Origin of the sequence: Clostridium sp., from assembly GCF_036569345.1 — a bacterium.
Taxonomy (GTDB): Bacteria; Bacillota; Clostridia; order Clostridiales; family Clostridiaceae; genus Clostridium_AD.
In genome coordinates this window covers 14073-27342 of record NZ_DATCQT010000214.1, presented here as the reverse complement: position 1 = coordinate 27342, position 13270 = coordinate 14073, and the positions used below count along the sequence as shown (strand labels likewise).

General features: G+C 30.7%; 13 protein-coding genes. All 13 read left to right on the top strand.

Annotated elements, in window-relative coordinates:
- Positions 1-162: 162 nt before the first annotated feature.
- The 13 genes from VIM70_RS22620 (at position 163) to uvrB (ending at position 13258) form a co-directional block, all read left to right on the top strand.
- Positions 163-762 carry a hypothetical protein gene (locus tag VIM70_RS22620; protein WP_331948033.1) on the top strand — a complete coding sequence of 200 codons (600 nt, stop codon included), beginning with the start codon at positions 163-165 and terminating at the stop codon, positions 760-762.
- A 371-nt stretch (positions 763-1133) separates the two neighbouring features.
- Positions 1134-1487: a DUF6514 family protein gene (locus VIM70_RS22615; RefSeq protein WP_331948032.1), complete on the top strand. Its 354-nt coding sequence runs from the start codon at positions 1134-1136 to the stop codon at positions 1485-1487.
- 258 nt (positions 1488-1745) lie between these two features.
- Complete coding sequence (gene acpS / locus VIM70_RS22610; RefSeq protein ID WP_331948031.1) at positions 1746-2171, top strand: holo-ACP synthase; 426 nt, start codon at positions 1746-1748, stop codon at positions 2169-2171.
- 120 nt (positions 2172-2291) lie between these two features.
- A complete protein-coding gene (locus tag VIM70_RS22605) occupies positions 2292-2906 on the top strand; it encodes a germination lipoprotein GerS-related protein (protein ID WP_331948030.1) in 615 nt (204 codons plus the stop codon).
- Between the two features lie 37 nt (positions 2907-2943).
- The gene (alr, locus tag VIM70_RS22600) at positions 2944-4104 is read left to right on the top strand and encodes an alanine racemase (protein WP_331948029.1); all 1161 of its coding nucleotides are present in this window, start codon (positions 2944-2946) and stop codon (positions 4102-4104) included.
- A 159-nt stretch (positions 4105-4263) separates the two neighbouring features.
- Positions 4264-4584, top strand: coding sequence for a CopG family transcriptional regulator (locus tag VIM70_RS22595; RefSeq protein WP_331948028.1), 321 nt, complete (start codon positions 4264-4266; stop codon positions 4582-4584).
- Positions 4544-4891 carry a type II toxin-antitoxin system PemK/MazF family toxin gene (locus tag VIM70_RS22590; protein WP_331948027.1) on the top strand — a complete coding sequence of 116 codons (348 nt, stop codon included), beginning with the start codon at positions 4544-4546 and terminating at the stop codon, positions 4889-4891. Before VIM70_RS22595 ends, VIM70_RS22590 begins: the two co-directional genes overlap by 41 nt.
- Before the next feature lie 169 nt (positions 4892-5060).
- Positions 5061-5747 (top strand): cell division ATP-binding protein FtsE, encoded by a 687-nt coding sequence (ftsE, locus tag VIM70_RS22585; protein ID WP_331948026.1) that lies wholly within the window; start codon positions 5061-5063, stop codon positions 5745-5747.
- A complete protein-coding gene (ftsX, locus tag VIM70_RS22580) occupies positions 5737-6627 on the top strand; it encodes a permease-like cell division protein FtsX (RefSeq protein WP_331948025.1) in 891 nt (296 codons plus the stop codon). Before ftsE ends, ftsX begins: the two co-directional genes overlap by 11 nt.
- Before the next feature lie 178 nt (positions 6628-6805).
- The gene (locus VIM70_RS22575) at positions 6806-8023 is read left to right on the top strand and encodes a S41 family peptidase (RefSeq protein ID WP_331948035.1); all 1218 of its coding nucleotides are present in this window, start codon (positions 6806-6808) and stop codon (positions 8021-8023) included.
- Between the two features lie 183 nt (positions 8024-8206).
- Entirely contained in the window at positions 8207-9505 is a 1299-nt protein-coding gene (locus tag VIM70_RS22570) for a PDZ domain-containing protein (RefSeq protein ID WP_331948024.1), read from the top strand.
- Positions 9506-10201: 696 nt separating this feature from the next.
- Positions 10202-11005: a lipid II flippase Amj family protein gene (locus VIM70_RS22565; protein ID WP_331948023.1), complete on the top strand. Its 804-nt coding sequence runs from the start codon at positions 10202-10204 to the stop codon at positions 11003-11005.
- 267 nt (positions 11006-11272) lie between these two features.
- On the top strand, positions 11273-13258 hold the full coding sequence (gene uvrB, locus VIM70_RS22560) for an excinuclease ABC subunit UvrB (protein WP_331948022.1): 1986 nt from the start codon (positions 11273-11275) through the stop codon (positions 13256-13258).
- Positions 13259-13270 lie beyond the last annotated feature (12 nt).

Genomic DNA, 13270 nt, shown 5'->3' with positions numbered 1-13270 from the left:
GGTATTATTTTGTAGTGACCATAATTGTTGTTAATATATTTTTTAGTAAATAAGCAACATAGTAAAAAATTATTAGTATAGTTTTAGATTTATATAGCCACACTAAAAAAAATGCAATTGAGAATTCTCAACTAATTGATTATAGTGGGGAGAGATATATTTATGAGCGAGATGGACAGTAATAATAAAAATTATTTAAACAAGGCTTACAAGAATTTTTCTGAATTAGTTTATGTTGTGTCTGCAAAAGAGCTTGAGTTTTTCATCGTAAAAGGTGAATTTACTAGCTACTTCAATTCTAGGATGAAGAAAATGATGGCAGAAATTAATGATGAAAAAAGTGAAATTTTAGATGCAGGTGTATTCTTCAATACAAAAGGTGAAATAACTCTAATAGATGCAGAAATAGTAGGTAAATTCATTGAGGATAGTTACACCTTAAAAATGCTAGAGTATTACAAAAACACTTCTTTAAATAGAATTATTAGAGGAGTAGTTAATGGAACCGATAAATCAAAGAGTGATTTTATATTAATTTCATATTCAATCTTGTATAATACTCTTAATGAATTATATAAAAATATTAGTTGTAAACAAACGAATATGATTATATATAAAAATAGATTTGCTTTAGAGGATTATATCAAGGGTGATTGTACTATAGTTATTGCAGTATTGCTAATATTAGAAGATTTATGCAAATACATTGGTGTTGATCGATATAAAATGCTGAAAGAAACAAATACAAAAATTTACAAATAGCATAATGAAATTAAAAAACAAAGAAAAAATTAAATTAAACAATCAAGTATTATGATAAACATTTACAAAATAACTATATTTTAATAGTTTAAGGGTAGTTACAAAGAATAATTCCAATTATTTAAAAAAATATTCAATTTTAATTAAAAAACTTTTAGCCATATATATTACAATTTCGACAAAATATTGTTACTAATATATATTTTTGAACCTCACTATTTTATGTTAATCGTGGCTTTATGGGTGTAAAGGGTTGAAGTTGTCAGTTTAAAGAGATAATCTCTTTTGATTGTATTTCATAAAATGACAGAATTTTTTAAAAAGTAATGTTACTGTATTCTCATAGCATAAGTATGGGGGGGAAAACAGATATGGTAGTTGTAGAAAATTTATATAAAAAAGTAACAAATGGTGATATAAATTATACTTATTTTTATAGACTAGTAAAAAGTCAAATCTCTGTTTCAATGTATGATGAGTTAACTAAAGTGCATGCTTATGGTATTGAAATAGAAAGACAAGACATATCGAATGGTTCGGTGATTCACATACAAAGAGATTGTGTAGAAAACATAAGTCCACAAAGATATAAAGTTAAAAATCTTATAAAAATGCTATATGATAACACAGTATCACCTATTCACATGATAGACATATTGGGCGAGTATATTGATGAATATACTAGTGATTTTGATGAAATGTTAAAAAACATAGTTACTTGTTAATATTGCGAATTGAATTAGCATTTCGAGGAGAGTTCTCTTTTTTAAGAGTATACTCCTCTTGAGGAGACTAAGCCTTGTAAGGTGGGTTCTCCTCTTTTTGTTATACAATAGAAAGTTATAAAACATATGTAAAATTAAAAATAAAACTATAAATAATGATAATTTTAATATATTATATAATGATAAAGTTAAAATCTGTGCTTCGTGAAATGTAAAAATTAAATATAAAAACATAGATTAAACGTAGGAGTGATGATTATGATTCTTGGTGTAGGTACTGACATAGTTGAAATTAGGCGAATAAAAAAAGCTATGGACAGCAATGATAAATTTTTAGAAAAAATTTTTACGACAATTGAATTAGAATATCTTAGAAATAGAAATTTAAGGGCTGAATATGTGGCTGGAAGATTTGCTGCTAAAGAAGCAGTAGCTAAAGCTTTAGGTACAGGCTTTAGAGGGTTTGATTTTAAAGATATTGAAATCGACAGGACAACTCTTGGAAAACCAATAGTAATTTTAAAAGGTAAAGCAAAGTTGATAGCTAATAAAGAAGGTCAGTGTTATGTCCATCTAAGTATATCTCATGGGGAAGATAGCGCTGTGGCTTATGCTATAGTAGAAGTTGAAAAAAAAGTTGAGGAAAGAAATACACAAACAGCAGTAAAATCTGATTCCTTGTAATTAGTTATTTTAGTAATAGTATGAGAGCATTAATAATAGTATTAGTATTAGAGCAAATTGTTATGGCGAATAACATTGATAATTGTTTTATGTCTCTAGAGAAATGCTAGGAGGATAACAATGAAAAAGTGTTCACTATTATTTTTAAGTCTTTTACTAATTTTAAGTTCTTTATTACTAACTTCATGTGATAAGAAACCAAAGGATACTAATGACATTACAAATTTTTTGAAAAATATGGATAGTTATACTACAGACATGAATATGGATGTAAAAAATGTTAAACAGACAATTAACTATAAGGCAAAACAATCCTATTTGCGGGGAGGTGGATACAAACTAGAACTAAACAAAAGCAGAGTGTTTATTTTTAAAGACGATGATAAAATTTACGTTAACGACAAAAATAGTGGTACAAAGTATGTACAGAGTAAGGATTTTGATGAAGTTTTTAAACTAAGTTTTATTGGAGAATACATAGGATTATTATATACTGATGAGGAAATAAAATATGCTACCAAAAATATTAATGGTATCGAATATACTGTAATTGATTTATTTATTCCTGGTAGTAATAAAAACATTAATAGAGCATTACTATACGTGAATAATAAAAAAATGGTGCCAGATAAAATGGTGATTTACGATATCAAGGGTAGTGAAAAAATTGATATAACTTATACTAATTTTATTCCTAACCCAGAGGTTGAACCATCAGAGTTTAAAGTCCCGTAGTATAAATTAAATTTAAATAACAAATGAGGTGAAGGTCATGTTTAAACATTTAAGGCCTGTGTGGGCAGAAATTGATTTAGATAAGTTGGCTCATAATATGAGAGAGATTAGGCGAATTTCGAATAGCGAGAATATTATAGCTGTTGTAAAGGCAGATGCCTATGGACATGGTGCAGTAGATGTAGCCCCAGTGCTCCTGGAAAATGGCGCTAATAGATTAGCTGTAGCCATTCAAAGCGAAGCAATAGAACTACGGCGTTCAGGTATAGAATGCCCAATAATGGTTTTAGGATTTACACCACCAAATTTAATAGATAATTTATTAAAATATGATATTGAACAAACTGTATTTTCTTATGAGTTTGCAAAAAAAATATCAAAAATGGCTTTAAAGAAAAATAAAATAGCTAAAGTTCACATTGCACTAGATACAGGTATGGGAAGGATAGGCTATTTACCAAATGACGAGAGTGTAGAGGAAGTATATAATATCAGCAAACTACCTAATATAATAATAGAAGGAATGTTTTGTCATTTTTCTAGTGCAGATGAAAAAGATAAAACTTATACTTATGAGCAAGTGAAAAAATACGATGTTTTTTATGAAAAATTAAAAGAGAAAAAGGTGTACATAAATATAAGGCATATTGCCAATAGTGCTGCTATTATAGATTTGCCAGAAACACATTATGAGGCAGTACGTCCAGGAATAATAATTTATGGTTATTATCCATCTGAGGAGGTAAATAAGGAGAAGATAGATTTATTACCTGTGATGACCTTAAAAACAAATGTAGTACACATAAAAACACTACCGCCTGGAGAATACGTAAGTTACGGAAGAAAGTATAAAACAAAGGAAAAAAGTGTTATAGCTACACTTCCAATTGGATATGCTGATGGATATACAAGACTTTTATTTCAAAAGGCAAAGGTAATATTAAAGGGTGAATTTGCTCCGGTAATAGGTAGAATTTGTATGGATCAATGCATGGTTGATGTTACTGGGATTAACGGAGTAAAAGTTGGGGATGAGGTAATACTAATAGGCGAGGATGGAAAAAATAAATTTACAGCAGATATAGTAGGGGAGCTAATAGGCACTATAAGCTATGAAGTAGTTTGCATGGTTGGTAAAAGAGTTCCAAGAGTGTACGTTAGAAATGGTAAGGTTGTAAAAATAAGAAAATATGTGTAAAATCTACATTTTGTATGTAGATTAGAATACATAAGTATAAGATTACTTGTTGAAAAAAGGCGAAAATCCGAATAATTTCTTTGACAGATTGACATAGGTTGAATTATAATATTTTCATACATATTGTTGCTTTACTAATTAGGAGGTATTAAATTTTCTATGTCGACATCAAAGAAACTAGTAATAAACCTCTCAAAAAAACTTTATATTGAATTTAATAAGGCACTTACAAAAGATTGTAAAAAAAGGAGTGCATTTATTCGACAAGCTATAATACTATATACTGAGGAAAAGAAAAAACTTAATTATATAGATGAAATGAAACAAGGATATTTAGAAATGGCTGAACTAAATTTAAAAATAGCTAACATGGGTTTCGATAATGATATTAAAGACTTTAAAGAATACGAAGTTAAGCTTTCGGAGAGTGATTTGTCAAATGACAACAATAGTAAAAAGAGGAGATATATTTTATGCTGATTTGAGTCCGGTTGTAGGCTCAGAACAAGGTGGGATTCGACCAGTAATTATTCTTCAAAATGATATTGGTAATAAGTACAGTCCCACTATTATTATTGCAGCTATTACTTCTCAGATAAATAAAGCAAAACTCCCTACTCACGTTGAGATTTCATCAGAAGAGTATGGTCTAAACAAAGATTCTGTAGTTTTGCTTGAACAGATAAGAACTCTAGATAAAAAAAGATTAAAAGAAAAAATTGGTCATATGACTGAAGGCGATATGAAAAAAGTAGATTCTGCATTATTAATTAGTGTAGGCTTATAAAGAAATAAGGGCACTTTGTGCCCTTATTTTTATTATTTTTTTTATTATTCACGAAAATTTTATAAAAAATATTATTACATGCCGGGTCGCTATGGTATAATGTTATTAGTAAATTTGCATGAACAAATTACATAAACAAATTACATAAACAAGGTAAGGAGAGTTTAATATGATACAATTTAATAAAGTAACTAAGATTTATGATAATAATGTAATAGCGTTGTCGAACCTTGATCTTACTATTGAAAAAGGGGAATTTGTATTTCTTGTAGGTCCTAGTGGAGCAGGAAAATCTACTTTTATTAAAATACTTTTAAGAGAGATAGAGCTCACTACAGGCAATGTTATTGTAGACGGTAAGGACATAACAAAATTAGCTAGGAAACAGATACCTTATTTTAGAAGAAAAATTGGAGTTGTTTTTCAGGATTTTAAATTAATTGACAATTTAAATATTTATGAAAATGTGGCTTTTGCACTTAGAGTTATAGAAGCTTCTCCAAGGGATATTAGGAAAAAAGTACCTATGGTCTTAGATTTAGTTGGATTATCAAAAAAACATAATGCATTTCCTCATGAAATTTCAGGTGGAGAGCAACAAAGGGTTTCACTTGCAAGGGCTATAGTAAATAATCCGAGTTTGTTAATAGCAGATGAGCCAACAGGAAACTTGGATCCTGAAACAGCATTAGGAATTATGGACGTTTTAAATGATATAAATAGCGCTGGTACCACAATAGTTATGGCAACACATGCAAAAAATATAGTAGACTCTATGAAAAAGAGAGTAGTGGCTATTGAAAAAGGTATTCTTGCTAGAGATGAGCAGAGAGGAAGATACGGTTATGAAGATTAGTACAGTTAAATATTTTGTTATCGATGCTTTAAAGAGTTTAAAAAGGAATAGAACAGTTAGTGTAGCTTCGGTGGCTACAGTGGCAGCTACTTTGTTTATTTTAGGCGTATTTTTATTGATCGTTTTTAATGTTAATGCAGGGGTTAAAGAGTTAGGATCTAAGTTAGAGGTGAAAATTTATCTTAAAGATAATATAACAATATCGGATAAATTAGCTATAGAAAATGCCATAAGTAAAGTTAATGGAGTTTCAGATACTAGGTTTGAAAATAAGGCCGATGCACTAGCAAAAGTAAAAAAACAATTCGGCAAAGATAGTGAAGCCTTAGTGCAAGGATTAGAAAAGGAAAATCCTTTTCCAAATGCATATATTGTAAGGGTAGAAAACCCTGAAGTAGTAAATAATGTAGTTAAGGCTGCCACAGGACTAAAAGGTATAGATCAGATTAAGGATGTTCGTGAGGTCGTTGATAAAATTATAAGTATAACCAATACCCTTAAAATAATAGGATTTGCATTATTTATAATTCTAATAAGTGTATCTTTGTTCTTAATTGGAAACACTATTAAACTAACGGTATATTCTAGGAAAAAAGAAATAGGTATTATGAAATTTGTTGGAGCTACTGATTGGTTTATAAGATGGCCATTTATTATTGAAGGTATGATGCTGGGAATATCAGGAGCAATTATTTCTACTGGAGTGCTATATTATGCTTATAAATTTGTTTTCCAGAAATATACTAGTGCGGTATTAGGTATTTCTCTAATAAACCCTCATATCATATTAAGCAGTACTTTATGGGAATTCATGTTAGGTGGTTTATTTATTGGCGCAATAGGAAGTGCTATATCAATAAGAAAATTCTTGATTGTGTAGAAGTGGATTACTTTCCTTTTGAAATGCAATTAAATATATTTATTTTCTTGTTAGTGTTATAAATATATTATAATTACATAAATAATATATAGAGAATTGCAAAGAGGTGTATAAATTGGGCGATGAAAATAAACCTGAAAAATTTAGACTTGTACAAAATGGAAATGGGAATTCTAAAATGAAAAAAAAGAAATGGATTATATGGATTGTAGTTTTGGTTATCGTTACTAATGCCATGACTTTGTTTGTATCAACTCAAATTTCCTTAAGATTTCCAAATGGTAAAGTATTGATTGGAAGAGACACTTACGACCAAGTATTAAAATTTCAAAAACTATTTTTGGTGAGAAATAAGTTATATGAGTATTACGACGGTGTGATTAGTGATGATGTTTTAGTTGAAGGGGCTGTAAAGGGTATGACTGATTCCCTAAAGGATCCTTATACAGTTTTCATGAACAAAAAAGAATTTACGGATTTTAGTTCTCAAACGCAAGGAGCTTACACTGGGCTTGGACTGCAAGTAGGAGTTAAAGATGATAACATAGTTGTAATTGCACCCATTGATGGATCACCAGCTAAAAAAGCAGGATTAACTTCTGGGGATGTTATAGAAAAGGTGAATTCCACAAAAGTAACTGCCAAAGAATTAGAAAAAGCAGTTGCAATGATGAAGGGAACAGCTGGTGAAGCAGTAACCTTAACTATTAATAGAAAAGGAAAAGGAAACTTTAATGTAAGCATGGAACGTGCTAAGATTGATTTGGTAACAGTTAAAGGTGAAATGTTAGATAACAATGTTGGATATATAGAACTTACAATGTTTGATGAAAATACTTCAAAGAATTTCGCTAAAAAATTAGCAGAATTGCAAGGTAAGGGTATGAAAAGTCTAATAGTGGATGTCAGAGGAAATCCTGGCGGACTTTTAGATCAGGTTGTAGCTTTAACTTCTAACTTTGTACCTAAAGGAAAGAATATTGTATATACAATAGATAAAAATAAGAAAAAGACAGAGTATAAATCTACGGGTGGACTTGCGATAGGTATGCCATTAACTGTATTAACAGATGCAGGAAGTGCTAGTGCTTCAGAAATTTTTGCAGGTGCTATAAGGGACTATAAGGTTGGTACTTTAGTGGGAGAAAAAACCTTTGGCAAAGGTATTGTTCAAAGTATGTTATACACAAGTGCTGAGGGATTTAATGATGGAACTGCATTAAAAGTAACTATATCAAAATATTATACTCCGAATGGTGAGAATATACAGCATATTGGAATAAAACCAGAAGTTTCTGTTGTATACCCAGCAGCACTTAAAGAGAAAGTATATGATAGAAAAACAGATCCACAGTTTATAAAAGCTTTAGAGCTAGCTAAGAATAAAATTAAGTAATAATATAAGTATATTAAAACAAAAACAAGTATCTACCAAAAATTTGGTAGATACTTGTTTTTAAGAACATTTAAGTACTAAAGGTGATGTTATCAACACCTTTAGTGTTGATTTACTTATTTACATAGGCTGTGTGATAAATATGACCAGTTTAAGATTAATATGGGAGGAGGATTTTACCCAATGGAGATTGCATTACATACTTTAAGATCAGTTGCTTATGCAATTGCAGACCCTTCAAATGCGGTTATTTTAATAATGATAACATTGATTTTTTATAATAAAAATAAAAAAATCGCAACTATGCAAAAAATGATAATGGGAGAAAGGTTAGACTCACCCTTCGAACTAACTATATCTCAAATTGTAATAGGAATTTTTGCAGGGGCAATAGCAAGTTTAATATTTACATTTTCGGGATTAGTTTTTGATGAGAATTCAAATATTTATTTATTGTTTATGGTGTCATTATTTTTTATGGCAGTTAAGCCTAGATTTATTTGTTTTTCTTATTCAGGTGCAGCTTTGGGTATAGCCAGTTTAGTGTTTAAGTATGCAGCTAATATATTACATATGCCACAATTAAATTTCATAAACATAGATATTCTGACCTTAATGACTTTGGTTGGAATATTACATATTATTGAGGGAAGTTTAATAATGTTAGATGGGTCAAGAGGAGCTATTCCTGTATTTACTAACAGAGATAATAAAATTATTGGTGGATTTGCTTTAAAAAGATATTGGGCATTACCAATTGCTTTACTTATACTTTTAAGTTCAACTACATCAGATCAAATGGTTGGACAGGGCGTAATGATGCCACAGTGGTGGCATTTAATAAAAGGAAATATATTGAATCAAATAGGGAAAAATTCAGTTATAGCTTTTATTGCTTTATATGGAGTTATAGGGTACAGCAGTATTACTTTTACTAAGAGTAAGCGCCGGAAGACCCTTACTTCAGGAGCTTTAACAATAGGTTATGGAGTGCTTTTAACTGCCGTATCGCATTTAGCAGTACTAGGGGGAGTTTACCAATTATTTGTTTTAATATTTGCTGCAGGGCTGCACGAAGGCATGCTAGTACTAGAAAAACATATGGAGTCAACTTCAAAACCTAAATTCGTTAGTAGTGAAGAGGGAATTATGGTTCTTGCAGTAGCCCCACAATCTCCTGCTTTTCATATGGGAATTGAAAGTGGAGATCTAATAGTTCGGATTAATGACAAAGAAATAGAATGCGAAGAAGAAATTTTTAGTATAATCAAGGGGAATTTCACTTCTTTATCTTTTAAAATTAAAAAATCATCTGGAATATTAGAAAATATTAGTTATAACAATATGGCTGGGAACAAGAGACTAGGAATAGTAGTTGTACCAAGGGTGGTACCAAAAGATACTACTATAGTAAATGTGAATGACGAAACATTTAAAGATGTGATGGACAAATTAAAAAACAAAGACAAAGATAAGGAATAGAGAAAGTATGAAGTTTCTCCTGCATGCCTTGCAATAAGATCTTGAAACAGGAAATTCCATTAAGAAATTCTAATCTTTTGCAAATATAAAATTCTCTGGCGCTCACATTCGCCGTCCTGGCTCAAATTCGCTAACCTGCCGTCCTGGCAGGTTCACAAGAATTATATGTTGGCAAAAGAAGAATTTCTAAATGAAATTTCAATGTTTCTGCGCTTCTTATTGCAAGTCACTATGGAGAAACTTTCATACTTGTTTTTTATACCGGTTATTACACTCAGTGAGCTATACAACTAATTATAGTTGTTCTCAATTAAAGAAACATCTGATGATTCTATTTTGATCATAAAGGTACAAATTCTACACAATATATACTTTTGTTAGCATTCTCTAAGAAAAAGACCTAATTTCAATACAAATATATTTAACGTTTTAAAAAATATTTTAGCCGTTAAGGCTGCCGGATTTCTTTTGAGCGCAAAATTACATTGAATTTTGCGCTCTTTTAGTTAATTTGGATAAAGAGTTAAATTGTAATTTATACAATAGTAATGGAATTATTTATTTAACATGGTTATAATTAGGAACGATTGAATGGCATTTTGTTATGAATTAGAAGGTGGAAAGTATATATGAAAGAATTTATACTAGTAATATTAAACACGATTATTATATTTCAAAGTTAACGGAGGATGGTAAATGTCTACACAAATAATAATAGTTTTAATTCTTACAGTTATTATTTCTATAATTTCAACTCTGGCTTACTCCGTAAGAATTGTTGCTGTAAGAACAGGAAGAATAGCAGTATCTTTTGCAGTTTTCAATATCTTTGCGCTAGTTTCTAGAACCGCAAACACGATTCAAGCACCACTGCTAGCTAAAACAATAGAAGGTACCATAAAGGTAGGTAACCCTCAAAGTCTATTATCTACATTCAGATGGATTTTATTTTCTACAACAATAGCAACCATTATTGGCTCAGCATTAATGCCAACATTTATAAAAGTTTTTGGAAAAGTTGTAGAATCATTTAGCATTAATCGTTCTATACCTAAATTATTATTACATGCGTTTTCAAAATCAGGAATAGAACAATTTAGAGGGAGTGTTACAAAACCTAGAAAAGAAAATTTGGCACAATTAAAAAGTTTTAAATTGATGCCTAAAAAAATCATTTTACTTAATACCTTAGCTTTTTCAATATCGACTGTTGGGGTTTTAGCATCATTGTATGCAGGATGTCTAAATCCAGAACTAAGGACCACATGCAGTACATTATCAGCAGTGATAACTGGAATGGCAACAATAATTATGGTTATATTCATAGACCCATATATATCGATTCTAACAGATGATGTAATAAAGGGAGATTGTAGCCAATTACATTTTGATAGATGTATAATTTTTATTGTTGGTGGATTGATAGTAGGAACGATTTTAGCTCAGTTTTTATTAGTTCCAGCAGCAGAAGCAATATCCTTTATAGCTAAATTAATTTAGAAGTTGACTTTATAATCTTTTAAAAGTGAATTCTTAGTATGATTGTCAAGTATGCAAAATATAGTAAATAATTACTAGAAAGAATCTTTGCAAGAAACCCATATAATAGTACTTAATGATGTTATTATGGTAAGTGTGGGTAAAATTTTTATTAAATAGTATAATGAGATTCTTATTTATAGGTTATATTGACATATGAAAAGTTTATAGTTAAAATGTTAAGTAACGAACAAACGTTCAGATATAGGAATACAAGGCGGTGATTTTATGCATGAGTTTAAGTTACATTCAAAGTTTAAACCTACTGGAGATCAACCACAGGCAATTGATAGTCTTGTGAAAGGAATTGAAGAGGGGGATAAGTTTCAAACTCTTAAAGGGGTAACTGGTTCAGGTAAGACTTTTACAATGGCTAATATTATTGAGAGAGTTCAAAAACCTACATTGGTGCTGGCTCATAATAAGATTTTAGCAGCACAGCTTTGCTCAGAGTTTAGGGAGTTTTTTCCGGATAACTGTGTGGAGTATTTTGTGTCTTATTATGATTATTATCAGCCTGAGGCTTATGTTGCACAGACGGATACCTTTATAGAAAAAGACTCCTCTGTTAATGATGATATTGATAAATTAAGACATTCGGCGACTTCTGCGTTACTAGAACGTAATGATGTTATTGTGGTAGCTTCAGTTTCATGTATATATGGTCTTGGTAACCCTGAGGAATATAAAAAACTTACAGTGTCCCTTCGGGAAGGCATGGAAAAGGATAGAAATGAAGTAATAAGACATTTAGTTGATATACAGTATGAAAGAAATGATATTAATTTTATTAGAGGAACCTTTAGAGTAAGAGGTGACACTATTGATATATTCCCTGCTTCGTCTTCAAGTGAAGGAATTAGGGTAGAGTTTTTCGGTGATGAGATAGAAAAAATAAGATCATTTGACTCGCTTACAGGAGAAATTCTTGGAACTCGCAAACACGTATCTATTTTTCCAGCTTCCCATTTTGCTACATCAAAGGAAAAACTAGAGCTTGCAATAACACAAATAGAAGAAGAACTAGAAGATAGATTGAAGGAACTTAGTGCACAAGATAAACTTTTGGAGGCGCAAAGACTTAAGCAGAGAACAAATTATGATATTGAAATGATGAGAGAGGTTGGTTACTGCACCGGTATAGAAAACTATTCTAGAATTTTAGATGGTAGGCCTGCAGGAACAGCTCCTCAGACATTGATGCACTATTTTCCTAAAGATTACTTAATGTTTATAGATGAGAGTCATGTAACTCTTCCACAGGTTAGAGCTATGTTTGGAGGAGATAAATCAAGGAAGACTAATTTGATTGAATATGGTTTTAGACTGACCTCAGCCTATGATAATAGACCACTAACCTTTCAAGAGTTTGAAGGGAGTATGCATGAAACTGTTTTCGTAAGTGCAACACCTAGCGTTTATGAGGCAGAGCATAGTGAAAATGTAGCTGAGCAAGTAATAAGACCTACAGGGCTATTAGATCCTGAAATAGTTATAAGGCCTGTTAAGGGTCAAATAGATGATTTATATGCTAAGATTCAAGATACAATAAAAAGAGGTTTTAGGGTTTTAGTTACTACCCTTACGAAAAAAATGTCAGAGGATTTGACAAAATATTTCAGAGAAATGGATATGAAGATAACTTATTTGCATTCCGATATTGATACAATGGAAAGAATGAAAATTATTCAAGATCTTAGACTAGGTACCTTCGATGTGTTAGTAGGTATAAATCTTTTAAGAGAAGGGTTAGATATTCCAGAAGTAGCCCTTGTTGCAATATTGGATGCAGATAAGGAAGGGTTTCTACGTTCTGAAACTTCATTAATTCAAACAATAGGAAGAGCTGCAAGAAATTCAGAGAGTAAGGTAATAATGTATGCAGACAAAATTACAAAGTCTATGAAAAAGGCAATGGATGAAACTACAAGGCGTAGAAAACTTCAGATGGAGTATAATGAGGAACATGGTATTACTCCAACTACTATTCAAAAAGATATTAGGGACGTAATCGGATCTATTACGGTTGCAGAGGATAAAGAGGTATATGAAACCCTTGAAGCTGCAATGGATGCAAACTATGATGAAACTAAAAAGTTAATGGATAAGTATGAAAATGAGATGAAGCAAGCAGCTAAGGATTTACAGTTTGAAAGAGCTGCCCAGCTAAGAGATATAATTTATAAACTTAAGAAGCAAATTAAGAACATTTAATACAGAGGAGAT